We start from the raw sequence: 25,322 nt of genomic DNA on the forward strand, positions 1-25,322 counted from the left end.
TGTTGGAGTGCACCCGTTATCTGACGATGGTGTCGCTACACCTGCCGCTCGGCAATGGCCTAATTGCTCAATCGTGATGAGCGGTTTGGCCTGAGGCCTGTTCGCTCAGGGCCTTGCGCGTCAGGCGCAGGATCAGCCGCCGTTCAGCCTCATCGTATGCATTCTGGATCTGCCTCCCACGTGCTGCATCGAGTGGGCTTTCTGCTTCCGTTTGCTCATCGAACGGCTGCCTGAGCTGGACGAAGTCATCGTCATGACGTGCCCTCAGGTAGGTGACCCAGAAATCCCGTTCACTGATGTAGTTCACCAGTGCATCGGTGTTTTGCGCCCAGCGCACAGACGCTGCGGCGTTGTCGAGCTGCTGCTGGTTGACCCCGGCCATTTGCTCGAACTGCATGGTCCTTGGCTGACCCGGAAGGCCCAACACACGCGCCAGGCCGATCCGATAGGCCAGGCTGACCTCGATTTCGTCCACGCTGTCACGGGCGCGCCCTGCCGCGTCGGCCTCTTCCAGCCCGGCGTTGCGCAACCTGTCCTCCTCCAGCGCCACGCGTCGCTCGATGTCCAAACGTGCCTGGGCCTCGACTTGCTCCAGCCGGAACAGGCCTGAAGCCAGTTCAAGCAAGGCGCCTTGCTGCGCCGGAGCCCCTTCGGCGCGCATCGCCTGCGCCACCATGACGCCCACCTCCTGCGCACTGAAACACGAGATCACGCTGTCCACACAGCCACGTGAAGAGGCCGTTTCAAACAGCTCATCACGCAAGGCCGCATCCTCGCTGGCCGCCGCGATCACCGTCCATACCCGGCGCGCCAGGTCCTGGGGTTCGCGCCGGAAGTCGCTGGTCAGGGTCAACGCCCTCAGCAAACTGAAAAACTCAGAACTTTCATCAAGGGCCTGCAATGCATTCCACTGCAGCTCGCGGCCAGCCCTGGCGGGCTCATCCAATTGCTCCAGCCATTGCGCCCGGGCTTGCGCAAAGTTCTCGGCAGGCTCTGGCGGTAGGGCCGGCAGTGGGTTGACGGCATGAAAACGTTCACGCTCGGCCAGTGCCAGCGGGTTGTTCTCCAGCAGTACCGCGCGACGACGCTGCAAGGGCATGGCGAACATGCTTTGCCGCACGTGGGCGATGTGGTTGTCACGCAGGTTGGCCGACTCCAGCTGTACACAACGCTCAAGCCCGACGGGTACGGTCTGCAGGTTGGTCCGCCGCACGTTCAGCACCCTGAGGTGTGCCAACTCACCCAATTGCAGGCTGACGCCGCCCAAGCGGTTGAAGCTCAGGTCCAGCGTGTCCAACTGCGACAACCCACTCAGGCTGGTCGCTAACGCCTCGGTCATGCGGATGCGGTTGTGTGACACACGCAGGCTGCTCAGCAGATTCAGCTCGGCGATCTCCGCTGGCAGCGTAGTCAGGGCATTATTGCTGAGATTGAGTAATCGCAGCCCCGTGAAGCAGCGCAGAAAACCTTGTGGCAACGTCTGCAGGCGCAGGCCGATCAAGCCCAGGTCGGTGACATGACCGAACTGCGTGCCGACAGGCAATGTGGGCAAGCTCCCGACCTCAATCCCGACCAGGCTCAAGCGCCGATACTCCCGACTCGCGCCTTGGGCATCGATGCGCAGCCCTTCCAGGCGCCAACTGCGGCGCAACATGCTGGCCACATGATGACGCGCGCCACGCAAGTTGCCGGGCGGCACGTCCAACATCCAGGCATGCAGAGCCCGGTCCATTCCCATATATTCCCTGTACAGCCGGATCATCGCGGCATACGCGGTCTCCGGCGATTCGAGCAATACCGACACGTAGCGGTCCACTTCCAGTGCGCGGAAGGAGGGGAACAAATCCCCCACCGCTCCGACCAGGTCTTGCCGGAGCGAATCAGGCAGTTCATCACGCCCGTTGAGCAGGTAACCGATTCGCCCATCGGCAAGCCTTCGCAAAGGACTGCGCGTAGGCTTGATCTCGCGCAACCCGATGAGGTCGGCCAGCGCCTGACGCTCGCGAGGCAACCAGCTACGCAGTGCATTGCGGATTTGCTCAGGGGCCTGGCTGCCATCCCAGGTCAGGCGAGCACGATCACCAGGGGCCAGGTGCCTGGCCAACACGTCGGCGATATCGACGGGGTCGCGCCGGTCGATATCCACTTCACGCCCCTGCGCGTCATAGCACTTGAACCCGCCAGGGCACTTCACCAACACCGTGGTGACATATTCCGAGCCCTTGTCCGGCTGCAATTGCGCCAATAAGCGGCCGACATCTGAGCCTTCGCGCAATTCCAAGTCGACCGCCCCCGTCAGGTTGGCCTGCTGGCGCAACAGCGCAAATACCAGTTTGATTGTATCGGGGTGATAGCTGCCCTTGAGGTACAGGCCTTCACGCATGCGCGTCAGCCGCGCCAGTTGCAAATGCTCACGGGCCTTTTCGGCAACCGGTAAGGGGATGCGGTCCTCCCTCAGCATCCACTGGCGCTCGGTGTCGGTTGCCGACTTGAGCACATCGAGCGCGTAGGCGTCAGGCAGGCCGTTGAAGTCCCTCTGGATCAACGGCAACAATGGGTCTGTTGCCAGATATTGGCGCGAAAAATGTTCCAGCAGTTGCTCCCTCAAATCTGCCGCGTCATCCAGCAGTTCCAGGCGTTGCTCCTCCAAAGACAACGCTTCGATGCGCAAGCTGTCCATACACCACTGCCACAGGGGGGCATCTGCGGGCTGGCCTTCGGCCAATTGCGTGAAGAACGCCTCGGTGCGCGCCTCCACGGCAAACCGTTCGACCGTGTCACGCAACGCCACCGGTAACGGCCGGGCCTCCACCAACAGCCCGCGCAGGTGTTCCTGGTCGACATCGGCCACCTTGAGAATCTGCCCGATACGTTGCTCGCTCAGCGCTGCCGCCGGCGGCCAAAGGCGCCCCAACAGCAGCCCCTCCCCTTGCCATGCCAGGGGTCGCTCGGTCGGCAAGCGCCAGCTGCGCTCGCCGTTAAACTCCAGCACCGGGCCGAAGCTCGCCTCCCGTTGCGGGTGGCGCAGCTGCCAGGCACTGCGCCCAGGCACCGGCCTGACTGGGTAGTAGGTATCGCCGTTGCGCCACCAGCGCCCGTCACCCTTGGCGAGCAAGCCGTTGTCCAGGGCCTGCAGGTCGGCGGGCGGCGCCTTGTCCTCGAAATGGCTGATATCCCAGCTCCAAAGTCGCGGCGCTCCGCCATCGTTGAGTACCGGCAACAATTGATCGACCTGCGCGCTGCGGGTGAAGCCTCGGGCGACCACGGCGGTACCGCCAGCCAACGCAGCGCCGACCGCCAGCGTTTCGGCCACGCCCAGCAGGTGTTCGATGGCTTCATGGCGATGCCCTTGATGCCAGTCCTCGACCCCCTCGCACACCTCCTTCAGCGTCTGGCCGATCATGTCGGCCGCCAGCACCTCACCGATCACGGGTACGAACAGGCCGGCCAGGTTGAGCAAGCCCATCCCTATCGCTTCCAGCGTTTTCAGGCGTTGGGCGCTGACACGGGCATCGACCTGCGCGGTGGGCACCGCGATAAACCCCGCGTTGTCGCGAATCCGCTGCAACTGTTGTGCAGCCAAGGTCGCGAACAATGCCTCATGGATCTCTTCGCAAGCACACTGGGCATCGGTCTGCGCATCGCCCAGGCGCTTACTCAAGGTGGTCAGGTATTCAGGGCGGTCGGCTAACGCGATGCGCTGGCTAAATGCCCGCTGATAGCCGGGCTCGCGCAGACGCCTGCCAAGGTCCAAGCTGGCCTCGCGCCAAGTGCCATAGGCACGCAGCGACTGTTCAGGATCGTCTGGCAGATACAGGATGACACCGGTCACCACGGTTGAAGACCCAGAGCCGAACAAGGGAGCGACATCCATTCGCTCGAATGCGATGGCGCCCTCTACCCGACAGCCCAGCACGGTCAACGCCCCTACGTAGGCGCGGTTGCTGCGGGCGTGCGTCGGTGGCTTGCCGTGCAGGATTCGCCGCAACATCGCCAGGTCATCGTCCGGTAGGTGCTCTTTGAGCGCCGCGATTTCGATCGCCAAGGCCAGCTGCAAGCGCTTGTCTTCGGCAATCAGGGCCATGCAGTCGGCATCGATCAGCGTGTCGAGGTGCTGCTGGTACTGCTTGCCAATATCCAGCGCCCGGCAGGTCTCGACCAGCGTGTCACCCGAGGTGGTCAGCACCTCCTCCGCCTCGCCCGTCGCTGGGTCGTCCGGGTACACCAGGCCAGTATCTGGATAAAACGACTCTCCGGCCTTGAAGTTCTGCATGAGTCTCTGCAAGGCCGGCTGGCGCACGAAGTAGGGTTCGAACTGCGTGGCTGGCGCATCATCGACTTTCTTGAAACGCTGCTCTCGCCATTGCGCTTTGGCTAACGTGATGTTCAGTTCCATGGCGACGCGCAACCGCTCTTGTAGCAACGCTGTGGCGAACGTGTCGATCGACTGCAGCCGGGCAAACGTCTGCTGAATCTTCTGTTGGCTCTGAATGTGCGCGTCGAAGCGGCTGCGCAGGGCCAGCAACTGTTCGTGATCGGCGTTTTTCAGCCAATCAGGCAGCGTTTGCGCGATGAAGGCGTCGGTTGCCTGTTGGCGCGGGAGGTCTGGGGTCGGTTCGGTCATGGTGGTGATCACAGTGGTGGATGAGCCGCTAACTCTGCGGCTCACCACCCCCTGCCTGAACCCGGAAAACCGCCCCTGCAGGCACGTTCAAGGGCTGATGGCGCAGCTAATGTCAGCCCTGGCGGGCCAGGTTGGTCCTCAGCTCGAAGCGCGTCAGTGCCACGCTGTGACGGTGCAGGGCTGACTCGTGCTCGATTTCCAGGTTCTCCAAGGCCTGCGCACGCACTGGCGCAGGTGCGTCTGGCTGCTCGGCGTGCAACCTGCGGACACGCTCACCATGAGCACGCTCCAAGGCGAGAAAATCTTCCGCGTGCTGGCTACGTAAGTAGCGCTGCCAGAAGCCACGCTGGCTCAAGTCTTCGGCGAACGTCTCGATATCGCCCACCCGTTCGATACGCTGCCTGGTTTCGTCTATCGACGCCTCACTGACACCCAGCGCCTCAGCATTACGCAGGGTTTGGGGTTGGCCAGGCAGATTAAGGGCCTCCCTCAGCCTGACGCGATAGAGCATGTCGATGTCCCGGACATCGACATCTGCCAAGCCCATCAACGCGGGGTCATCCAGCCGGGCGATTTCCCGCTGCTCATTCACCTGTGCGGCCGTCTCCCGTGCAATCACTGCCAGGAAGTCCAACCGGAACAGGCTGAGCCCCAAGCCGATATGCTCGTTGATGCGCTCGAGCCGATGGGCATTAGCCGCAGCACGTGCCTGCAAGCTATGCAGTTGCATCCGGCTGAACACATCCACTGCGCGCCTTTCGCCCGAGGGTGTGTCGGCAGCCTGCTCGAACACGGCATCGCGCAGCGTGTCATCGCGTTGCATCTGCTCCAGCAGTGACCACACCTGCCCGGCGATATGCGGGCGTGCCTGCTCGTAATCCGAGGCATGCTCCAATTGCCCCAACAATTGAACGAAAGCGTCGCTGTTGCGATGCGTGGCCATTGCTGCCCATGTCAAGCCCCGCTCGATTTGCTGTGACTCAGGCGAGGCCTGAAGCCACAGGCCGCGCACGTAGTCGGGGTCCACTGTGGCCTCCGGGACTTCCGGTATCACCTCTGGCGCGTAAAGTGCCATGACTTGGCGGTTGCTCAAGCGGTTGCGCTCCACCAGAAACACCTGCCGGAAGGCTTGCGGCATCTGCAGTGTTTCATCGGCCACCGCGCTGAGCTGGTTGTCACGCAGGTCGACCACCTGCAGGTTCTGGCACAGCTCGATGTACTGCGGCCAGATACCGAGCCGGCAATGTCGCAGGTTCAAGTGCATCAGCTGCTGCAGCCGATTGAAGCGCAAGTGCAGCGCCCCCAGCGGGTTGTAGCTCAGGTCCAGCCGTGACAGCTCGGACAGCCCGGCAAGTGTCTCGACAGCCGACGCATTCAGGCGGATCAAATTGCGCGCCAGCCGCAGTGTGCGTAACTGGGGCAGGTAGCTGAGCCCGGGCGGAATACTCAACAACCGGTTACCACTGAGGTTCAGGTAGTTCACCTGGGTGAAGCTGTGCAGAAAGTCACTCGGCACACTACTGATGGCGGTGTCGTTAATGACCAGCGACGTCACGAAGCGAAATTGCACATGCCCCGGCAGTGCCGGCAGGCTGGCCTGTTCGCCGAAGCCCAGTGACAAGCGCTCCCCTTGTCCACGCCAGGCACGGAGCACCCGATCGGCGATCAACTGCCGACTGGCCCGCCTGCTGTTGCTGAACTCTGCGGATACCCAACGGTTGACCGCCCGATTCAATTGCTCATGGTCATCCTGCAAAACTGCCAGCCGTGCAAACGGCATGTCCTCGCCCTGCAGCAGGTGCTCCAGTTCCTGGTTAAGCTGGTTGTCGTCCAAGCCCGGGAAAAGCCGGCGCAAGCCGGTGAGCAAGGTTTGCCGCGGTGTCTGTACCACCGCACCACGGCCGCTTAGCAGGTAGCCCACGCGGCCATCAGCCAGGCGCTGGCCCGGGTTGAACCAGCGCTGTTGCGGCGTCCACCCAAGCAGTGCCACACAATCCTGGTGTGAGGCTGGCAACTGTGCTCGCAGCTTTTCTCGCAAGGCCAGGGCGGGGTCATTCCCTTCAAGGCCAAGTGCTTGCAACTGGGCTGGCGACAACGCCGCGACCAAGGCTTCGAAAACCGTGGCAGGCACCGGGTGGGTCTGTGCCAGGGCTTGCCCTTGCGCATCGTACAGGTGGAAATGCCGATCGATGCGTACCAACTGAACACGCGCCGTTTCCTGGCCCTCTGGAACAAAGCTGGCCACCAGCCGGCCCTGCGGCGTCGCCTCGCGCACCTCCAGCGCAAGCCCGGCGGGCCACTCTGGCAGCTTGCGCAGCAAGGCGACGGCAAGCTCATCGGTTTCGCTGCAACTGGCACTGGCCAGGTAGAAACCTTCGATGGCACGGGTCAGGCGTGCGGCGCGCAGCAGCGCTCGCGCTTTGCTGGCCAGTGGCAGTGGTAAGCGCTGCTCGCGACGGGCAATGGCGTATTCGACTGCACTGCAGTCTTTCAATACCTCAGGAATGTAACCCTTCGGCAAGCCTGGGAACTCGCGCAACACCAGGCCGGCCACCGATGCGGCAGAGCGCGGGGCATAGGCCAAATGTTCGAACGCACGCCAACGCATGGCCGGCAGCTGTTGCAGCAACCTGTCGCGCAGGCCGGCTTGGGGGCCTGCCACTTCACGCTGCGCGCTTAGCCAGGTCAGCAACTCTTCATCACGGGGCAGACGCGTTTCGTTGTTTAAATGGCGAGCGAAGGCCTCGATACGTGCGTCCGCAGCAAAACGGCGCAGTGTATCGGCGAGGGTGATGGGTGCCGGACGGTTCTCCACCAGCACACCGCGCAGCTCATCCTGGTCGATACCGGCCACCTTCAGGATCTGCTCGGCCCTCTCCCTGTCGACGGGCGAATCCTGTGGCCACAGGCAATCGAGCATGCGGGCGCTGTCGTCCCACGCCAGTGGCTGGTCGAGCTGCAAGCGCCAGCCGCGCTCGCCGTTATGCACCAGCGCCGGCCCATAAGCACTGTCGTCCAGCGGATGGCGCAAGCACCAAGAACCGTTGGCCACAGGGCGATGCACTTCGTAATAACGGGCCTGCAACCGCATCCAGCGGCGCTTGCCCGCGCCATACAGGCCATCAGGCTGCAGGCTTCGGTCTTCAGGGGTTGTTTCATATGGGGCCAAGTCGTTGTTCCAGAGCCGCACCTGCTGCGCCCCCAGCGCGACGGGTTCGAGCTTGTCGACGAACACACTGCGCACCACCGCCACCCCGGCGACCGTGGCGCCGGTGAGCGCCACCACCTCGGCGACGCTGAGAAAATGCTGCAGCGCCTCATGCTGATGGCCCCGCGACCAATCCCTGACGCCCTCGAACACCTCGCACAAGGTCTGTACCACCAATTGCCCCAACAGCAACGCGCCCACTGCTGGCACGAACAGCCCGGCTAGGTTGACCACGCCGGCACCCAGCGCCTTCCACATCTGCCGGCTGTGTTCGGCTGCAGCCTCGTCGACGTCGGCAGTAGGCACGAGCAGCAACCGGGCATCGGCTTTCGCTTGTAGCACTTGCAGCCGGGCTAGCGTAAGGAAGGCGTCCTCGACCATTTCACCCCGTGTCAGCGACAGGTCAGGCTGCGTGTCCTGCAAGCGCAAGCTGAGGGTCTGCATAAACCCAGGACGCTGCTTCAGGCTCACTTGCTGCGCCAACGCCTGTCGAAAGCCCGCTTGCTGCAACTCGACGGCAAGCTTCTGCTGCATCTCGGTCATCGAGCCATAGCGGCGCAAGGCGTAATGCGAATCGCCAGGCAGGTACAGCAGCACGCTCTGGCTGACGTTGGCGGGTGTACGCAGCTCTATTAACAAAGTATTGGAAAGTGTCTGCCCGAGCATCTCGAGCGTGCTGACACTGTGAGGTTTGGGCTGCCCATAGGTATTCGGGGAAAACGCCGCAATCTCGCGCAGGGCGGCATGCTCCCACGGGCTAAGGTGCCCTTTGAGCGCCGCAAGCTCAGTGGCCAGACTGAAGCCGCTGCGTTTATCTGCGCCAAGCAAGTTCAGGTTCTGTGGGTTGTAGACCTGGTCTAGTTCATCCTGGTAGCGCCTGCCTACGTCCAGTTGTCGATAGCGTTCGAGAAACGCATCATCGGCTTCCAGCAGCAGGGAAGTGCTCCCTTCAAAACCCAGGCCCTTGCTCAGTACAACATCAGCACTGGCTTGCAGGCCCTGCATCAGGCGGGCCAGAGCAGGTTCGTAGGTGTACTTGCGGGGGTAGACAAACCTATTCAAATTCGGCTGGGCTATGTTGACCACTTTGATCCAGGACAGATCAGCCAAGCGCACGTCGTGGGGCACGTTGTCCGGCAGCAACGTTTGAAAATGTGTTTCGGCAAATTGCCGCAGCGCAGGCAAGCCAGCTATTGCCTCATGCAGTTGATCTTGGCTGTTCTTGTGCTCACTGAAACGGCTGCGTAGCGCATTGATCTGCGCCCGCGTGGCGCGCTTCAGCCAGTCGGGTAACTGGCCCTTGATGAAGTCATCCGTTGCAGTCGACAGCTTCGCTTGCACGGCAGGCGATTGCTGAGTGGCAGTTGGCGTGGGCATGGCGGTTCCAGTGGTAGGCGATGGGCCGTACATGCTTGTGCTTGTATGCCCTATCCATCAGCTGGAAACGCTTCAATCGCCTCGCGCTTCGCCGAGGCCTTCTGCCTGGATCAACGCCCGATAGTGCCCCGGGTTACAACCAAACCATTTGCGAAAAGCCTTGTAGAACGAACTGCTGTCGGCAAACCCCAGCCGCTCAGCAATTTCGCCCAGGGCCGGCTCCGTTTGCGCCAGCCAGGCAATGGCCAGCTCACGGCGGGCGCTGTCCTTGAGCCGCTGATAAGTCTGGCCCTCGTCGGCCAAGCGCCGCCGCAGGGTCGCGCCAGACAGGCACAAGCCGTGCGCAAGGCTTTCGGCATCCGGCCACTGCGCTGGGTCAAGGGCCAGCAGTTGGCCACGGATGCGCCGGGCCAGGCTGGCCGGGTCGCGGTACTTGACCAGGATGTTGCCCGGCGCCTCGGCCAGAAAACGCTGCAATTCCTGCGGCGTGCGCTTGAGCGGCAGGTCCAGGCAGTCGGCCGCAATGATGATGCGCGAGCGCGGGCGTTCGAACTGCAGGTTTTCCGAGAACATTACCCGGTAATCGTCACAGAACGGTGGCTCGGCGCAGCGCAGGTCGATGGCCAGGATCGGAATGCGCCGCCCCGCCAGCCAACAAGCGACGCCGTGCACGATCATCCAGAAGGTGAAATAGGTAAAGGCCCGGCGCGGTTGCTCACGCGGCTCGTTGATGACGATTTCGGCCAGGCTTTGCTGGCGCACCACGCTTGGCTGCAGGTCTTCGAGCATCAACGACAGAAAGCCCATGGCAATTTCTAGGCCAGCCCCGAGAGTAGGCTGCGCCATGGCCGCACGCGTCAGAAAGGCCAGGCTGCCCACCGGCAGCCCGCGCGGGTCCATGGCAAAAAACTCGTCGTTGCAGCGACGCGCCAGCAGCCGCCACAGCCGCGCATAGGCATCGGCAGAGACGCGTGCCTGTGGCAACTCGAGCTGCGCCGGGTCGATGCCGGCACGCTGCAGCACGCTGACATCGGGCTGCCCGGCCGGGCAGGTTTGCAACAGGGCTTCACGCACCAGTTGCATGGAGATGGTGTCTTTATCGCTCATCGGCCATCCAGGTGGGTCTATGCCGGCCATCTTAGGCCGGGGCAGGAAAAACGCCAGCGTTGCCTCACAGGGTGGCCGCCAAACCTAGAAACGCCTGGATCAACCGCAGTTCGCGGCGCCGCTCCAGGCAGCCAATCATGTGCTGGTTGACCAGGCCGTCACCCGCCAGCGGCCGCGCCACCACGCGCGGGTCATGGGCCACCTCGGTCGACGACACCACGCCAACCCCCAGTTCCGACGCCACTGCCTCGGTCACCGCTTCACGGCTGTCGAGCTCCAGCAGCACACGGGGCTGCACCCCGGCGGCGGCACAGGCTTTGTCGAACGTACGGCGGGTGGTCGAACTGGGCTCGCGCAGCACCATGATCTGCTGATTCAACGCGGTCAACGGCAAGTCGCCTTCACCGTCCGCCCACGCATGCCCCGCTGGCAGCAACGCGCACAGCCGCGACTCGCACAGGCTTTGCAGGTACAAGCCCTTGCGCGGTTCGATCTCCGTCAACACCGCGACATCGGCGTGCTCGGACAGCAGCGCGGCCAGGGTTTCCTGGGCATTGCCCAAGCGCAGGTTGACGGTGATGCCCGGGTAGCGCTCGCGCAATTGGGCGAGCATCGGCATCACCCGGTGCGGGCCGTCCGCCGCCACCTCCAGGCGGCCCGTCAGCAACTGCCGGTTGGCTTCGAGCATTGCCTGGGCTTCTTCGGCCAGGCCGAACATGGCCCGGGTGATGGCAGCCAGCCGCGAGCCCTCCTCGGTCAGCTCCACCCGCCGCGCCGTGCGCCTGAGCAGGGTGATCTGGTAGTGCTCTTCCAGCGCCTTGACGTGCCCAGTCACGGCCGGCTGGCTGATGAACAGCCGCGCGGCGGCACGGGTGAAGCTGCCCTCACGGGCGACGGCATCGAAAGCGCGGAGCTGGAACAGGTTCATGTTTATCGGCCTGACTTATGGCTGGCATAACAACAAACAATTTGATTGATAGCTTAGCCAATTGCAACCTAGCCCCCGTAGTTTCAGCGCCAGATTTTTCGGCTGACCACCCGCCGCTTGTGAGGAACCACGGAATGAGCAATGCACCCATCCTGCTGACCCCCGGCCCCCTGACCACGTCGCTGCGCACCCGCCAAGCCATGCTGGTGGACTGGGGCTCCTGGGACAACGCCTTCAACCAACTCACCGCCAGCGTCTGCGAGCAACTGCTGGCGATCATCGACGGCAGCGTCAGCCACCACTGCGTCCCCCTGCAAGGCAGCGGCACCTTCGCCGTGGAAGCCGCCATCGGCACCTTGGTACCCCGCAATGGCAAGGTGCTGGTGCTGATCAACGGCGCCTATGGCCAACGCCTGGCGAAAATCTGCAAGGTGCTGGGCCGCACCTACAGCACCTTCGAAACCGCCGAAGACCAACCGACCACCGCCGCCGATGTCGACCGCCTGCTGGCCGCCGACCCAGCCATCACCCACGTGGCGTTGATCCACTGCGAAACCAGCACCGGTATCCTCAACCCGCTGGCCGAGATCGCCCAGGTGATCAAACGCCACGGCAAGCGCCTGATCATCGACGCCATGAGCTCGTTCGGCGCGCTGCCGATCGATGCCCGCGAGGTCCCCTTCGACGCACTGATCGCCGCTTCGGGCAAATGCCTGGAAGGCGTGCCGGGGATGGGCTTCGTCTTCGCCGAAAAAACCGCCCTGGCCGCTGCCGAAGGCAACGCCCACTCGCTGGCCATGGACCTGCATGACCAGCACGCCTACATGGCCAAGACCGGCCAGTGGCGCTTCACCCCGCCCACCCACGTGGTCGCGGCGCTGCATGAAGCGCTGCAGCAGTACAACGAAGAAGGGGGCCTGCCTGCGCGCCACCAGCGCTACGCCGACAACTGCAAAACCCTGCTCGACGGCATGGCCGCCCTCGGCCTGCGCAGCTTCCTGCCGGCCGAGATCCAGGCGCCGATCATCGTCACCTTCCATGCCCCAAACGATGCCCGCTACCAGTTCAACGACTTCTACGAGCGGGTCAAGGCCAAGGGCTTCATCCTCTACCCCGGCAAGCTGACCCAGGTCGAGACCTTCCGCGTCGGCTGCATCGGCGTGGTCGGGCCGGATGGCATGCAAGCCGCAGTCAACGCCGTGGCCGAGGTGCTGCGGGAAATGGAAGTGCTGGACATTTGACCCTTTGCCCACCCCAATTCAGGAAATAGCGCACATGAACTACAGCAACCCTACCCAGCTGCAAGCCGCCATCCTCGACTGGGCCGGCACCGTGGTCGACTTCGGCTCGTTCGCCCCCACCCAGATCTTCGTCGAAGCCTTCGCCGAGTTCGACGTCCAGGTGTCCATCGAAGAAGCCCGAGGCCCGATGGGCATGGGCAAGTGGGACCACATCCGCACCCTGTGCAACGTGCCGGAAATCGCCGAACGCTACCGCAAGGTGTTCGGTCACACGCCCACCGACGATGACGTCACGGCCATCTACAACCGCTTCATGCCGCTGCAGATCGAGAAGATCGCCGTGCACTCGGCGCTTATCCCCGGCGCCCTGGACACCCTCACCGGCCTGCGCCAGGACGGCCTGAAGATTGGCTCGTGCTCGGGCTACCCGAAGGTGGTGATGGACAAGGTGGTGGAACTGGCCGCCCAAAACGGCTATGTCGCCGACCATGTGGTGGCCACCGACGAAACCCCGAACGGCCGCCCCTGGCCGGCCCAGGCCCTGGCCAACGTGATTGCCCTGGGCATCGATGACGTGGCCGCCTGCGTGAAGGTCGATGACACCGTACCGGGCATCCTCGAAGGCCGCCGTGCCGGCATGTGGACGGTGGCACTGGTGTGCTCCGGCAACGCCCTGGGGCTGACCTGGGAAGGCTACCGCGCGTTGAGTGCCGAGAAACTGGAGCGCGAGCGCACGCGCATTCACGCGCTGTTCGCCAGCTCCCGCCCGCACTACCTGATCGACACCATCAATGAGCTGCCCGAAGTGATTGCCGACATCAACCGGCGCCTGGCCAAGGGCGAGATGCCGCAGGCATCCTGACCGGGAGCAGCCTTGTACTGCGAAGAGGCCAGTGACCACAGCGAAATCGAGGGTGTGGTCACTGGCCTCTTCGCAGCACAAGGCTGCTCCTACACCGTTCGCATGCGGCCAAGGTATTGAGCCTACTGCGGCAACTGCACCTGCGGCTTGGTGGCGACAAAAATGGCCCAGCTCGACACGAACAACGCGGCGATCAATGGCCCGATCACAAACCCGTTGAGCCCGAACACCGCCAACCCACCCAAGGTGGACACCAGAATCAGGTAATCCGGCATGCGCGTGTCCTTGCCCACCAGGATCGGGCGCAGCACGTTGTCCACCAGGCCGATCACCAGCACCCCGAACGCCGTCAGGATCACCCCCGGCAGAATCGCCCCGCTCAACAGGAAATACGCCGCCACCGGCGCCCACACGATCCCCGCCCCCACCGCTGGCAGCAGCGACAGAAACGCCATCATCACCGCCCACACCAACGCACTGGGGATATCCAGCACCCAGAATATGAAGCCGCCAAGCGCGCCCTGGGTAATGGCAACCAACACGTTGCCCTTGACCGTTGCCCGCACCACGCGGTTGAACTTCAGTTGCAAGCGGCGCTTCTGGTGTTCGGGCAGCGGCACCGCAAGGCGCACGCGACGCGCGACCTCGGCCCCTTCACGCAGGAAAAAGAACAGCAGGTAGACCATGATGCCGAAGCTCACCAGAAACTCGAATGTGCCCTGCCCAAAGCTGTAGGCCTGGCTGGCCAACGCCTGGCTGCCTTGGGTGGCCCATTTGGTGATCTTCTCGCGCAGCCCTTCCAGGTTGCCGATGCCCAAGCTGTCCAGGCCGTGCTGCACAAACCCCGGCAGCATGTTCATGCCATGCTCGACGTAGCCGGCAATGTCCAATTGCCCGCTCTCGATGCGCTGGTACAACGTCGCCCCCTCCTGCACCAACAAGGCACTGGTGATGATCACAGGCAATACAGCCACCACCAGGCAAATCAACAGCGTCGTGGCGGCGGCAAGGTTGCGCCGCCTGCCAAACCGTATCAGCAGGCTGCGCTGCAGCGGCGCGAACAGGATGCCGAGAATCACCGCCCAGAAGATCGCCCCGTAGTAAGGCAGCAAGATCCACACGAAGGCGATGGTCACCAGTGCCAGTAGCACGGCCAAGGCTCTGTTCTGCAAAGCGGTTTCGTTCATGAAGGATCCTCAAGTGTCCTGAACGTTAGTGCGCGGCGTAGGGGTAAAAGTGCCGTCGCGCCGTTGATTCAGGTCAATGCCGGCAAAACCGCCAAGCCATAGCATTCAGGCCTTTTGCCCCGGTGCGCACATGACCCTTCCCGCCAAGCCCGAACTGCTGGCCCCCGCTGGCACCCTCAAGACAATGCGCTACGCCTTCGCCTACGGCGCCGACGCCGTCTATGCCGGCCAACCACGCTACAGCCTGCGGGTGCGCAACAACGAATTCGACCACGCCCACCTGGCGCTGGGCATCCAGGAGGCTCATGCCCTGGGCAAGCGTTTCTACGTGGTGATCAACATCGCCCCGCACAATGCCAAGCTGAAAACCTTCCTCAAGGACCTCGCACCGGTGATCGCGATGGCGCCGGATGCGCTGATCATGTCCGACCCCGGCCTGATCATGCTGGTGCGCCAGCACTACCCACAGATGCCGGTGCATTTGTCGGTGCAGGCCAACACCGTCAACTGGGCCAGCGTGCAGTTCTGGCAGCAGCTGGGGCTGAGCCGGGTGATCCTGTCGCGGGAGCTGTCGCTCGAAGAAATCGAAGACATCCGCCACCACGTGCCGGACATGGAACTGGAAGTGTTCGTCCACGGTGCCCTGTGCATGGCTTACTCCGGCCGCTGCCTGCTGTCGGGCTACCTCAACAAGCGCGACGCCAACCAAGGCACCTGCACCAATGCCTGCCGCTGGAAATACGACGCCACGCCGGCCAGCGAGGATGCCACCGGCGACATCGTGCGCGAAGTGCAACCGACCCTGGGGCTCGGAGCCCCTACCGATCAGGTCTTCCTGCTGCAGGAAAGCAACCGCCCGGACGAAGCGATGCCGGCGTTCGAGGACGAACACGGCACCTACATCATGAACGCCAAGGACCTGCGCGCCATCCAGCACGTCGAACGCCTGGCCAGCATGGGCGTGCACTCGCTGAAAATCGAAGGCCGCACCAAGTCGCACTTCTACTGCGCCCGCGCGGTGCAGTCCTACCGCCAGGCCATCGACGACGCCGTGGCAGGCCGGCCTTTCGACCGCGCCCTGATGGGCAACCTCGAATCCCTGGCGCAGCGCGGCTATACCGAAGGCTTCCTGCGCCGGCATGTGCACGATGAGTACCAGAACTACCAGCGTGGCAACTCGGTGTCTGACCGCCAGCAGTTCGTCGGCGAACTGACCGGCGCGCGTGTGGACGGCCTGGCTGAGGTCAAGGTCAAGAACCGCTTCGCCGTGGGCGACCACCTGGAGCTGATGACCCCGCGCGGCAACTACCATTTCGACCTGCACCGCCTGGGCGACCGCCAGCAGCAGGCCATCGAGGTAGCGCCGGGTGACGGCCATGTGGTGTACCTGCCGATTCCGGAGCAGGTCCCGCTGGAATACGGCCTGCTGATGCGTGACCTGCGCCACGACGAGGCCGCCGCCTGACAACGCTGTAATGCGCAGCTCAGCTGGCTGACAGCCAGCAACGGCCAACATCAAGGCTCTCTCGCATGAGGCCACGCCATGTTGCGCAACCCCTTCCGCCGTACCTTCGTCAAAGGCCTGGGCGCCGCCACTACGCTGGCGGGCCTGGGGCTGTGGCGGCCGCTGGCCCAGGCCGCCAATGGCCGCGACCTGGCCGGCCAGCACTTCGAGCTGTCGGTCGGCCAGACCGCAGTCAACATCACCGGCCGCCCACGCACCGCCCTGACCGTCAACGACAGCCTGCCCGGCCCGCTGCTGCGCTGGCGCGAAGGTGACACCGTCAGCCTGCGCGTGCGTAACCGCCTCGCCCAGAGCACCTCGATCCATTGGCATGGCATCCTCCTGCCAGCCAACATGGACGGTGTGCCAGGCCTGAGCTTTGCCGGTATCGAGCCCGGCGGCGACTACCTTTACCAGTTCACCCTGCGCCAAAGCGGCACCTACTGGTACCACAGCCATTCCGGGTTGCAGGAGCAGGCCGGGGTGTATGGGGCGATCGTTATCGAACCCCGCGAACCCGAGGCGCATCAGTACCAGCGTGACCATGTGCTGCTGTTCAGCGACTGGTCGGACCAGCCCCCTGAACAGCTGTTGGCGACCCTGAAAAAACAGTCCGACGCCTTCAACTACCACAAACGCACACTCGGCGATTTCATCGCTGACGTGGCCGACCATGGCTGGAGCACTACTGTCGCCGAGCGCATGAGCTGGGCCCGCATGCGCATGAGCCCCACGGACCTGGCCGATGTCAGCGCAGCCACCTACACCTACTTGCTCAATGGCCAACCACCGGATGGCAACTTCACCTGCTTGTTTCAGCCGGGCGAAACCGTGCGCCTGCGGCTGATCAACGCCTCGGCCATGACCTATTTCGACTTCCGCATCCCCGGCCTGACACTGACCGTGATCGCCGCCGACGGCCTGCCGGTGACACCCGTGAGCGTGGACGAACTGCGCATCGCCGTGGCCGAAACCTACGACGTGCTGGTGACCGTCGGCGACCTGCCCGCCTACACGCTGTATGCCCAGAGCATGGACCGCAGTGGCTACGCGCGCGGCACCCTGGCCCGCGCCAACGGCCTGCAGGCGCCCGTGCCGCAACCCGACCCGCGCCCCGTACTGAGCATGGCCGACATGGGCCACGGCGCCATGGCAGGCATGGACCACAGCAACATGGCCGGCATGGACCACTCCAGCATGGCCGCCCTGCAGCAACACCCACCCAGCGAGACCGGCAATCCACTGGTAGACATGCAGACCATGGCCCCACGGCCCAACCTCGCCGACCCAGGCATCGGCCTGCGCGGCAACGGCAGGCGCGTGCTGACCTACGCCGACCTGCGCAGCCCTTACCCCGACCCGGATGGCCGCGAACCCTCACGCGACATCGAGCTGCACCTGACCGGCCACATGGAGCGCTTTGCCTGGTCGTTCGACGGGGTCAAGTTCAGCGATGCCGCACCGTTGCGCCTGGCCTATGGCGAGCGGGTGCGCATCACCTTGGTCAACGACACCATGATGACCCACCCCATCCACCTGCATGGCATGTGGAGCGACCTGGAAGACGAACAGGGGCGCTTTATGGTGCGCAAGCACACCGTCGACATCCCGCCTGGCAGCCGTCGCAGCTACCGAGTCACTGCCGACGCCCTGGGCCGCTGGGCCTACCACTGCCATTTGCTCTACCACATGGAGACCGGCATGTTCCGCGAGGTACGCGTCGATGAATGAGCTCAATAACCGTCGCATCGTCACCGGTGTGGCCCTGGTGGCGCTGCTCGCCAGTGAACGCGCCATGGCCGCCGGCCTGCAGCACAGGGGCCACGGCGCCATGCCCATGGACCACAGCCAGATGAACCACGCAACGCCGCCTGCGCAACAGCCGCGTACGCCGCTGCCGGTGCTCAGTGACGCCGACCGTCGCGCGGCTTTCCCGCCGCTGCCAGGGCACCAGGTGCATGACCGGGCACTGAACGGGGCGGTGATCGTCGACCAGCTTGAATACCAGCACTTCGACAGCAGCGGCGCGTTGAACTGGAACGCCAGCGCCTGGGTCGGCGGCGACATCGACCGCCTGTGGCTGCGCAGCGAGGGCGAACGCGAGCAGGGCAAGACCCACAAGGCCGAACTGCAGGCGCTCTGGGGCCACGCCATCAGCCCTTGGTGGGAACTGGTCGGCGGCCTGCGCCAAGACTTCAAGCCCGCCAGCGGGCAGGCCTGGGGGGCTTTCGGTATCCAGGGCACGCCGCTGTATGGCGTTGAGCTGGAGGCCACTGCCTACGTCGGCGAGCGGCAACAGACCGCGCTGCGCCTGGAAGCCGCTTACGCTATGCTGCTGACCAACCGCTGGGTACTCGAACCCACCCTGGAAGCCAACGTTTTTGGCCGCGACGATGCGCGCCGCGAGCAAGGCACGGGGCTGGCCGACAGCGAAATCGGCCTGCGCCTGCGCTATGAAATCAGCCGTGGTTTCGCGCCGTACGTCGGGGTCAGTTTCAATCGCTTGCACGGCAACCGCGCCGACCAGGCCCGCGAAGACGGCGAAGACACCGGCCAGACCCGCCTGGTGGCCGGTATCCGCCTGCGTTTCTAAAGGAGTGTTTCACCATGCTGCACAAACACCTGCTGACCCTCGGGCTGCTGGCTATCACTGGCCTGGCCCAGGCCGCCGAGGCCATCGATGTCTACCGCGACCCCAACTGCGGCTGCTGCAAGGCCTGGATCAGCCACCTGCGCGACAACGGCTTCACCGTCAACGACCACGTCGAACCGAACATGAGCGCAGTCAAGCAACGCCTGGGCGTGGCACCGCGCCTGGCGTCGTGCCATACCGGGGTGATCGACGGCAAGTTCGTCGAAGGCCATGTGCCGGCCGAACAGGTCCGCCTGCTGGCCAAACGCAACGACCTCAAGGGCCTGGCCGTCCCCGGCATGCCCATGGGCTCGCCGGGGATGGAAATGGGTGACCACAAAGACGCCTACCAGGTCATCGGTGTGACCCAGGATGGCCAGGACACCGTGGTCGCCAACTACTGATGCTCAGCGAGTGGGCGCTGTTCCTCAGCGCCTTCGGCGCCGCCACCCTGCTGCCGCTGCAATCGGAGGCCGTGCTGGTTGGTTTGCTGCTGCGCCAGCCCGACGCCTGGCCGACCTTGTTGCTGGTGGCCACCTTGGGCAATGTGCTCGGTTCGGTGGTCAACTGGGTATTGGGCCGGGCCATCGAGCACCTGCGTGACAAGCGGTGGTTCCCGTTCAGCGCCCGCCAGCTCGAACGCGCGCAACACCGCTACCAGCGCTGGGGGCAGTGGTCGCTGCTGCTCAGCTGGATGCCGGTGATCGGCGACCCGCTGACCCTGATCGCGGGGATCATGCGTGAGCCCTTCTGGCGCTTTATGCTGCTGGTGACCCTGGCCAAGGCCGGCCGTTACGCCGTGGTGGCGATGATCACCCTGGGCTGGTTTCACGCCTGGTAACACCTTTGCCGCTTCAGGCGGTCAACTGGCTGATACAGTCGCCTATTCCTACATGGCCCTACACGGAGTGCCCCCATGCTGCGCGCAACCGCCCTGGCCCTTGCCTGCCTTGTCGGCGGCCCGGCCCTTGCTGCCGAGTCGCCCACCTACGGCAAACAACTCGAAGGGTTCAGCTACCCTCACCCGCTCAAGCATTTCGACTTCAGCTCCCAGGGCCAAGCCCTGCAGATGGGCTACATGGACGTACCCGCCCAAGGCCAGGCCAATGGCCACAGCGTGGTGCTGATGCATGGCAAGAACTTCTGCGCCGCTACCTGGGAAACCACCATCAATGCCCTGAGCAAAGCCGGCTACCGGGTCATCGCCCCGGACCAGGTCGGCTTCTGCACCTCAAGCAAACCTGCGTATTACCAGTACAGCTTCCAGCAATTGGCGGACAACACCCACGCCTTGCTCGACCAGCTGGGCGTCAAGCAGGCCATTGTGCTTGGCCACTCCACCGGCGGCATGCTCGCGACCCGCTATGCGCTGATGTACCCGCAGCAAGTCGAACGCCTGGCGATGGTCAACCCGATTGGCCTGGAAGACTGGAAGGCCCTGGGCGTCCCCTACCGTACGGTGGACCAGTGGTATGCACGGGAGCTCAAGCTCGATGCCGCAGGGGTGCGTGAGTATGAGCGCAAGACCTATTACGCCGGGCGCTGGAAGCCGGAGTATGAGCGCTGGGTACAGATGCTGGTGGGCCTCAACCAAGGGCCGGGGCATGAAGCAGTGGCGTGGAACTCGGCGTTGATCTACGACATGATTTTCACCCAGCCGGTGTACCACGAGTTCAAGGACCTGAAGATGCCGACCCTGTTGCTGATCGGTGACCAGGACACCACGGCCATCGGCAGCGACATCGCGCCGCCAGAGGTCAAGGCACGTTTGGGCAAGTACCAGGTGCTGGGGCCACAAGTGGCCAAGCTGATCCCCCAGGGTGAACTGGTGACGTTCGAGGGTATGGGTCACGCGCCGCAGATCGAAGAGCCGATGCGGTTCAACCGGACGCTGATCGAGTGGTTGGGGCGCTGAGTGGGCTAGCCCCCAACCTACTGAGTGGGCGCAACTGCCTTCGGCAAAATCTAAACTTATGCGCGATCACTGTGTGGGCTTGCCCGCGAACACGGGCGCAGCCCGTGCCATCCATCGTGTCGCTCCCACAGGGGCTTAGCCGAAGCGTTGCAACTGCATCTCGCGTAAGCGGCTCAAGGTGCGTTGATACGGAAACGCCAAGTACCCTTGGGTATAAAGCGCGTCAAGCGGCACCTGCGCCTCCAGGTACAACGCCACCCGGCGGTCGTAGCATTCGTCGACCAGGGCAATGAACCGGCGCACCGCATCGTCCTTGGGCGACAGCGCCGGCAGCTCCCGGTCCCCTGCCGCGACCCGCGCCGCACCATCCTCGGTACCACGGGCAATCCGCCCGGCCCGTTGCTCGCCACCTAACGCTGGCACGCCTTCCAGCAGAATTGACGGGTAACGGTCGCACAGGGCCATGAACTCCATCGCCGCCAAGGGCTGCTCGCAGAGGTCGGTGAAGCGGCACCAGATGGCCTGCTCGCTGCGCCGGATGACGTTTATCTGCCTTGAGCCAATGGCCAGCGGCTGCTCGCTGCCGGGGTCAGCCGGGCTGAGTTGGTGGAACACTTCACCCAGCACGCCGCGCTCGCCGGCCTCAGTGACCCAGTAACGTTGCCGCACAGCGCCCGGATGCAGGCGATGGTCCTGCTCGCCGGCCACCGACAACACCCGCATGTGCCGTTCAATGGCGGCAATCGCGGGCAGGAAGCGGTCACGGTTGAAGCCATCGCGGTAGAGCTGGTCGGGCGGTTGGTTGGAGGTGGCGACAATCACCACGCCCTGGTCGAACAACACCTGGAACAGGCGGCCGAGGATAATCGCGTCACCGATGTCATTGACGAACAACTCGTCGAAGCACAGTACGCGAATCTCCCGGGCCAGTTCACGGGCCAGGGCCAGCAGCGGGTCGGCGGTGCCGTTGAGCTGGAACAACCGCTGGTGCACCCAGGCCATGAAATGGTGAAAGTGCTGGCGCCGGCTGGGGTGTTGCAGGCAACGGTGAAACTGGTCCATCAACCAGGTCTTGCCCCGGCCGACAGGGCCCCAGAGGTAGACACCCTGGGTCAGGCGGCCCTGTTCGATCGCCTCGAAACAGGCCTGCAACGCGTCGACTGCGTGGGCCTGGGCGGGGTCATGGACATAGCCGTGGTCGGTCAGGGCTTGTTGGTAGAGGGTCTGCGGTTGGGCGGTCATGCCGCATTATCGGTACTGGCCCCATCGTCAGCAAGCCAACGCCGCTCCTGTGTGGGAACAGCCTTGTGCTGCGAAGAGGCCTCTGTAGGCCACGACTATCTAAAGTGTCACCACCGGCCTCTTCGCAGCGCAAGGCTGCTCCTACACGAACCGTGCATGGCAGAAGCCAGCGCTTCAGCCCTCGCCCAACCCCACTTTCAACAGTGCCCCGTCCTTGTCATCGGTCAACACGTACAGATACCCATCCGGGCCTACCCGCACATCACGGATACGCGCCTTGAGGTCCCCCAGCAAACGCTCTTCGTGCACCACCTTGTCGCCCTCGAGCTGCAGACGGATCAATTGCTGAGTAGCCAGCGCCCCAATGAACAGGTTGTGGTCCCACGCTTTGAACGTCGGGCTGTCGTAGAACGCCATGCCGCTGATGCCAGGTGACTTTTCCCAGACATGGTGCGGGTCGACCATGCCATCGACGTGCTTGCCCTTGGCCTCCGGGATCGGCAGCAGCGAGTAATTGATGCCGTGGGTGGCAACCGGCCAGCCGTAGTTCTTGCCGGGCTGGGGAATGTTGATCTCGTCGCCGCCCCGCGGGCCGTGTTCGTGAGTCCAGAGCTTGCCAGTCCAAGGGTTGAGTGCTGCGCCCTGCTGATTGCGATGGCCGAACGACCAGATCTCGGGGCGGACATTGTCTTTGCCAACGAAGGGGTTGTCTTTGGGCACTTCGCCGTCAGGCAAGATCCGCACGACCTTGCCTTGCAGCTTGTCGAGGTCCTGGGCAGTCGGCCGTTGGTTGTTCTCGCCCAGGGCAATGAACAGGTAACCGTCTCGGTCGAACACCAGCCGCGAACCGAAATGGTTGCCCACCGAGAGCTTGGGCTGCTGGCGGAAGATCACGGTGAAGTTTTCTAGCCGTGCGCGGTCTTCGGACAGCTGACCGCGGCCGACCGCCGTCCCTGCCTTGCCATCATTGCCCGCTTCGGCATAGGACAGGTAAACGGTGCGGTCCTTGCCGAACTCCGGCGACAACACCACGTCCAGCAACCCGCCCTGCCCTTCGGCCCAGACCTGAGGCACGCCACTGATGGGCGGGCCGACCTTGCCTTCGGCGTTGACTACCCGCAGGTTGCCGGGGCGCTCGGTCACCAGCATGTCCTTGCCGCCCGGCAAGAAAGCCAATGCCCAAGGGTTGCGCAGGCCATCGGCGACGGTGCTGACGGTCAATGGCCCTTCTTCGCTGGGGAACTGCTGCTCGGAAGCCGCGTGCGCCAACAGGGGCAGCAGCGCGGCGGCGGTCAAGGTGGTCAGCCAGGTAGCTCGGGTCATGCAGAATTCCTTTCGACGGGGCTTACGGCGCGCGTGGGTTATCGCGCGGCGGCCGGGTGGGTTCCAGATTGGGCGCTTGCTGTTGGCGGCGCAGGTTGTCGCCGTTGCCAATGCCGCGGTTGTCCAGCGAGGGCGTGCGCTGGTAGGGGTCGGTGGATGGGCCACGCACGGGCGGTGTGGCCGGCATGCTGCCCTGGCGGCTATTGGGGTTGGCGCGCTGGATCGGGCTGTTGTAGGGGTTGTTGTTGCTGGCCGCGAGTTGCAAGGGCGCAACCGGCGCTGCGCGCGCGGGCAGGCACAACGCCAGGCCGATGGCCAGGATTGGCAGTGCTAGGTTCATGCTTCACCTCCTGTACGAAATGCCGCGCCTTGTGCGTTGGATAGCCTAAGGCGCGAGGGGTTCGCGGCAAAAGTGTGAAAGCGGCTGGAGATAATTCCTGATGTTTCAGTATGGACCCCAAGGGGCTGCAGCGCAGCCCCGCCGGGCTCATTGGCCGCTGCGGAAGGCCATCCACAGGCGGTTACGCTGGCGCAAGTCGGACAGTGCCATGCTGCGGTCGGCGTACAACCGTTGACGCACCTGGGCTGGCGGGTAGATGTCCGGGTCGTTGCGCACGGCAGCGTCGACCAAGGGGGTGGCCGCTTGGTTGGCATTGGCGAAGAACAGCGTGTTGGTCAGCGCGGCGATCGAGTCCGGCTTGAGCATGAAGGCGATGAACGCGCGGGCTGCCTCCGGGTGTGGCGCGTCCTTGGGGATGACCAGGTTGTCCTGCCAGACCAAGGTGCCTTCCTGGGGGATGCGGTAGATCAGCTCGAACGGTTTGCCAGCACGGCGTGCCTGGTCGGCGGCCATCGCCGCATCACCGTTGTAGGTGAGCGCCAGGCACACGCTGCCATTGGCCAGGTCGCTGATCTGCCGGCCGTTGGCAACATAGCGCACAGAGGGCTGCAGCTGGTTCAGCAGTGCCTGCGCGGCGTCCAAGTCGGCCTTGTTCTGGCTGTAAGGGTCCTTGCCCAGGTAGTTCAAGGTCAGGCCGATCACTTCCTGCGGCGAGTCGGGCATGGCGATGCCGCAATCCTTCAGGCGGCTGGCGTACTCCGGTTTGAACAACAGGTCGAGGCTGTCCAGCGGCACATCGCCCAGGCGCTGGCGCACGGCCTCGACATTCACCCCCAGGCCCAGCGTGCCCCAGGTGTAAGGCACCGCGTAGCGGTTGCCGGGGTCGGCCTCGGCCAGTTTGGCCAGCAAGTCCTTGTCGAGGTTGGCATAGCCGGGCATGGCCTGGGCATCGAGCGGCTGCAGGGCCTTGGCCTTGAGCGCCCGGGCCAGCACGGTGGATGACGGCACCACCACGTCATAGCCGCTGCCACCTGTCAGCAGCTTGGTCTCCAGCACCTCGGTGGTGTCAAAGGTGTCGTAGCGTACCTTGTAGCCCGTTTCGCGCTCGAAGCGCTGGAGGGTTTGCGGGGCGACATAGTCGGCCCAGCTGTAGAGGTTGACGACCTTCTCCTGGGCTTGCAGCGGCAGGGCCAGGCACAGGGACAGCAGGCACAGCGATCGACGCATGACGGACACCTCGGCAAAGGGAGCTGTCCGTCACTGTAGTCCACACCACTCGCACCCTGCACGATTCGGGTAGGAGCAGCCTTGTGCTGCGAAGAGGCCAGTGACAACAGCATAGATTTTCGCTGTTTGCACCGGCCTCTTCGCAGCACGAGGCTGCTCCTACCTGAATCCCCACCTAGCTGTCAGTAAGCCATGCTCCAGGTCAGGGTGTAGGTGCGCCCACGGCCCTGGTAGTCATTCAGGTACGCCGGGGCATAGGTCGGTGCGTAGAACAACTAGTCCAGACAACTCGCGCCATGCACGATTCGGTAGGAGCAGCCTTGTGCTGCGAAGAGGCCAGTGACAACAGCATAGATTTTCGCTGCTTGCACCGGCCTCTTCGCAGCACAAGGCTGCTCCTACCTGAAACCCGCCATAGCTGTCAGTAAGCCATGCTCCAGGTCAGGGTGTAGGTGCGCCCACGGCCCTGGTAGTCATACAGGTACGCTGGGCCATAGGTCGGTGCGTAGAACAACTAATCCAGACAACTCGCGCCATGCACGATTCGGTAGGAGCAGCCTTGTGCTGCGAAGAGGCCAGTGACAACAGCATAGATTTTCGCTGCT

At 63.9% G+C, this 25,322-nt stretch carries 17 protein-coding genes; 8 read left to right on the forward strand and 9 right to left on the reverse strand.

The window, feature by feature from the left end:
• Positions 1–67: 67 nt before the first annotated feature.
• The 4 genes from AB7M33_RS00120 to AB7M33_RS00135 form a co-directional block, all read right to left on the reverse strand.
• The gene (locus tag AB7M33_RS00120) at positions 68–4,669 is read right to left on the reverse strand and encodes an NEL-type E3 ubiquitin ligase domain-containing protein (protein ID WP_454242222.1); all 4,602 of its coding nucleotides are present in this window, start codon (positions 4,667–4,669) and stop codon (positions 68–70) included.
• 67 nt (positions 4,670–4,736) lie between these two features.
• A complete protein-coding gene (locus tag AB7M33_RS00125; RefSeq protein WP_454242223.1) occupies positions 4,737–9,209 on the reverse strand; it encodes an NEL-type E3 ubiquitin ligase domain-containing protein in 4,473 nt (1,490 codons plus the stop codon).
• 72 nt (positions 9,210–9,281) lie between these two features.
• Positions 9,282–10,316, reverse strand: a complete 1,035-nt coding sequence (locus tag AB7M33_RS00130) for an AraC family transcriptional regulator (RefSeq protein WP_454242224.1) — start codon at positions 10,314–10,316, stop codon at positions 9,282–9,284.
• Positions 10,317–10,380: 64 nt separating this feature from the next.
• Positions 10,381–11,244 carry a LysR substrate-binding domain-containing protein gene (locus tag AB7M33_RS00135; protein WP_274888489.1) on the reverse strand — a complete coding sequence of 288 codons (864 nt, stop codon included), beginning with the start codon at positions 11,242–11,244 and terminating at the stop codon, positions 10,381–10,383.
• 134 nt (positions 11,245–11,378) lie between these two features.
• On the opposite strand from AB7M33_RS00135, the gene AB7M33_RS00140 reads away from it, so the two are divergent.
• Positions 11,379–12,485 carry a 2-aminoethylphosphonate--pyruvate transaminase gene (locus AB7M33_RS00140; RefSeq protein WP_454242225.1) on the forward strand — a complete coding sequence of 369 codons (1,107 nt, stop codon included), beginning with the start codon at positions 11,379–11,381 and terminating at the stop codon, positions 12,483–12,485.
• 34 nt (positions 12,486–12,519) lie between these two features.
• Positions 12,520–13,347: a phosphonoacetaldehyde hydrolase gene (phnX, locus tag AB7M33_RS00145; protein ID WP_265969137.1), complete on the forward strand. Its 828-nt coding sequence runs from the start codon at positions 12,520–12,522 to the stop codon at positions 13,345–13,347.
• Positions 13,348–13,469: 122 nt separating this feature from the next.
• Here the strand turns inward: phnX and AB7M33_RS00150 are convergent, their stop codons facing one another.
• Positions 13,470–14,534, reverse strand: a complete 1,065-nt coding sequence (locus AB7M33_RS00150) for an AI-2E family transporter (RefSeq protein WP_027596563.1) — start codon at positions 14,532–14,534, stop codon at positions 13,470–13,472.
• A gap of 130 nt (positions 14,535–14,664) precedes the next feature.
• On the opposite strand from AB7M33_RS00150, the gene trhP reads away from it, so the two are divergent.
• From trhP to AB7M33_RS00180, 6 genes are all read left to right on the forward strand, one after another.
• Positions 14,665–15,999 carry a prephenate-dependent tRNA uridine(34) hydroxylase TrhP gene (trhP, locus tag AB7M33_RS00155; RefSeq protein ID WP_454242226.1) on the forward strand — a complete coding sequence of 445 codons (1,335 nt, stop codon included), beginning with the start codon at positions 14,665–14,667 and terminating at the stop codon, positions 15,997–15,999.
• Between the two features lie 78 nt (positions 16,000–16,077).
• Positions 16,078–17,769 carry a copper resistance system multicopper oxidase gene (locus AB7M33_RS00160; RefSeq protein WP_454242227.1) on the forward strand — a complete coding sequence of 564 codons (1,692 nt, stop codon included), beginning with the start codon at positions 16,078–16,080 and terminating at the stop codon, positions 17,767–17,769.
• A complete protein-coding gene (locus AB7M33_RS00165) occupies positions 17,762–18,631 on the forward strand; it encodes a copper resistance protein B (RefSeq protein ID WP_454242228.1) in 870 nt (289 codons plus the stop codon). Before AB7M33_RS00160 ends, AB7M33_RS00165 begins: the two co-directional genes overlap by 8 nt.
• A 14-nt stretch (positions 18,632–18,645) precedes the next feature.
• On the forward strand, positions 18,646–19,074 hold the full coding sequence (locus tag AB7M33_RS00170; RefSeq protein WP_027596567.1) for a DUF411 domain-containing protein: 429 nt from the start codon (positions 18,646–18,648) through the stop codon (positions 19,072–19,074).
• The gene (locus tag AB7M33_RS00175; protein WP_027596568.1) at positions 19,074–19,511 is read left to right on the forward strand and encodes a YqaA family protein; all 438 of its coding nucleotides are present in this window, start codon (positions 19,074–19,076) and stop codon (positions 19,509–19,511) included. The genes AB7M33_RS00170 and AB7M33_RS00175 overlap by 1 nt, the downstream gene beginning before the upstream one ends.
• Before the next feature lie 75 nt (positions 19,512–19,586).
• Complete coding sequence (locus AB7M33_RS00180) at positions 19,587–20,585, forward strand: alpha/beta fold hydrolase (RefSeq protein ID WP_085274171.1); 999 nt, start codon at positions 19,587–19,589, stop codon at positions 20,583–20,585.
• 135 nt (positions 20,586–20,720) lie between these two features.
• Here the strand turns inward: AB7M33_RS00180 and zapE are convergent, their stop codons facing one another.
• The 4 genes from zapE to AB7M33_RS00200 all read right to left on the reverse strand — a co-directional run bounded on the left by zapE (position 20,721) and on the right by AB7M33_RS00200 (position 24,717).
• Positions 20,721–21,827, reverse strand: a complete 1,107-nt coding sequence (gene zapE, locus AB7M33_RS00185) for a cell division protein ZapE (RefSeq protein WP_027596570.1) — start codon at positions 21,825–21,827, stop codon at positions 20,721–20,723.
• Positions 21,828–22,001: 174 nt separating this feature from the next.
• The gene (locus AB7M33_RS00190; protein WP_454242229.1) at positions 22,002–23,150 is read right to left on the reverse strand and encodes a PQQ-dependent sugar dehydrogenase; all 1,149 of its coding nucleotides are present in this window, start codon (positions 23,148–23,150) and stop codon (positions 22,002–22,004) included.
• A 22-nt stretch (positions 23,151–23,172) separates the two neighbouring features.
• A complete protein-coding gene (locus AB7M33_RS00195; RefSeq protein ID WP_027596572.1) occupies positions 23,173–23,490 on the reverse strand; it encodes a hypothetical protein in 318 nt (105 codons plus the stop codon).
• Between the two features lie 147 nt (positions 23,491–23,637).
• A complete protein-coding gene (locus AB7M33_RS00200) occupies positions 23,638–24,717 on the reverse strand; it encodes an extracellular solute-binding protein (RefSeq protein ID WP_265969127.1) in 1,080 nt (359 codons plus the stop codon).
• Between the last annotated feature and the right edge of the window lie 605 nt (positions 24,718–25,322).

It is taken from the genome of Pseudomonas sp. Y3 TE3536, from assembly GCF_053629175.1.

What these genes read in the sequence shown, in the direction of transcription:
- AB7M33_RS00150 (WP_027596563.1), bottom strand. Translation starts at nt 14,534, where the DNA reads ATGAACGAAACCGCTTTGCAGAACAGAGCCTTGGCCGTGCTACTGGCA.
- AB7M33_RS00170 (WP_027596567.1), top strand. Translation starts at nt 18,646, where the DNA reads ATGCTGCACAAACACCTGCTGACCCTCGGGCTGCTGGCTATCACTGGC.
- AB7M33_RS00200 (WP_265969127.1), bottom strand. Translation starts at nt 24,717, where the DNA reads ATGCGTCGATCGCTGTGCCTGCTGTCCCTGTGCCTGGCCCTGCCGCTG.
- AB7M33_RS00160 (WP_454242227.1), top strand. Translation starts at nt 16,078, where the DNA reads ATGTTGCGCAACCCCTTCCGCCGTACCTTCGTCAAAGGCCTGGGCGCC.
- AB7M33_RS00130 (WP_454242224.1), bottom strand. Translation starts at nt 10,316, where the DNA reads ATGAGCGATAAAGACACCATCTCCATGCAACTGGTGCGTGAAGCCCTG.
- AB7M33_RS00140 (WP_454242225.1), top strand. Translation starts at nt 11,379, where the DNA reads ATGAGCAATGCACCCATCCTGCTGACCCCCGGCCCCCTGACCACGTCG.
- AB7M33_RS00175 (WP_027596568.1), top strand. Translation starts at nt 19,074, where the DNA reads ATGCTCAGCGAGTGGGCGCTGTTCCTCAGCGCCTTCGGCGCCGCCACC.
- phnX (WP_265969137.1), top strand. Translation starts at nt 12,520, where the DNA reads ATGAACTACAGCAACCCTACCCAGCTGCAAGCCGCCATCCTCGACTGG.
- AB7M33_RS00195 (WP_027596572.1), bottom strand. Translation starts at nt 23,490, where the DNA reads ATGAACCTAGCACTGCCAATCCTGGCCATCGGCCTGGCGTTGTGCCTG.
- trhP (WP_454242226.1), top strand. Translation starts at nt 14,665, where the DNA reads ATGACCCTTCCCGCCAAGCCCGAACTGCTGGCCCCCGCTGGCACCCTC.
- zapE (WP_027596570.1), bottom strand. Translation starts at nt 21,827, where the DNA reads ATGACCGCCCAACCGCAGACCCTCTACCAACAAGCCCTGACCGACCAC.
- AB7M33_RS00190 (WP_454242229.1), bottom strand. Translation starts at nt 23,150, where the DNA reads ATGACCCGAGCTACCTGGCTGACCACCTTGACCGCCGCCGCGCTGCTG.
- AB7M33_RS00165 (WP_454242228.1), top strand. Translation starts at nt 17,762, where the DNA reads ATGAATGAGCTCAATAACCGTCGCATCGTCACCGGTGTGGCCCTGGTG.
- AB7M33_RS00135 (WP_274888489.1), bottom strand. Translation starts at nt 11,244, where the DNA reads ATGAACCTGTTCCAGCTCCGCGCTTTCGATGCCGTCGCCCGTGAGGGC.
- AB7M33_RS00125 (WP_454242223.1), bottom strand. Translation starts at nt 9,209, where the DNA reads ATGCCCACGCCAACTGCCACTCAGCAATCGCCTGCCGTGCAAGCGAAG.
- AB7M33_RS00180 (WP_085274171.1), top strand. Translation starts at nt 19,587, where the DNA reads ATGCTGCGCGCAACCGCCCTGGCCCTTGCCTGCCTTGTCGGCGGCCCG.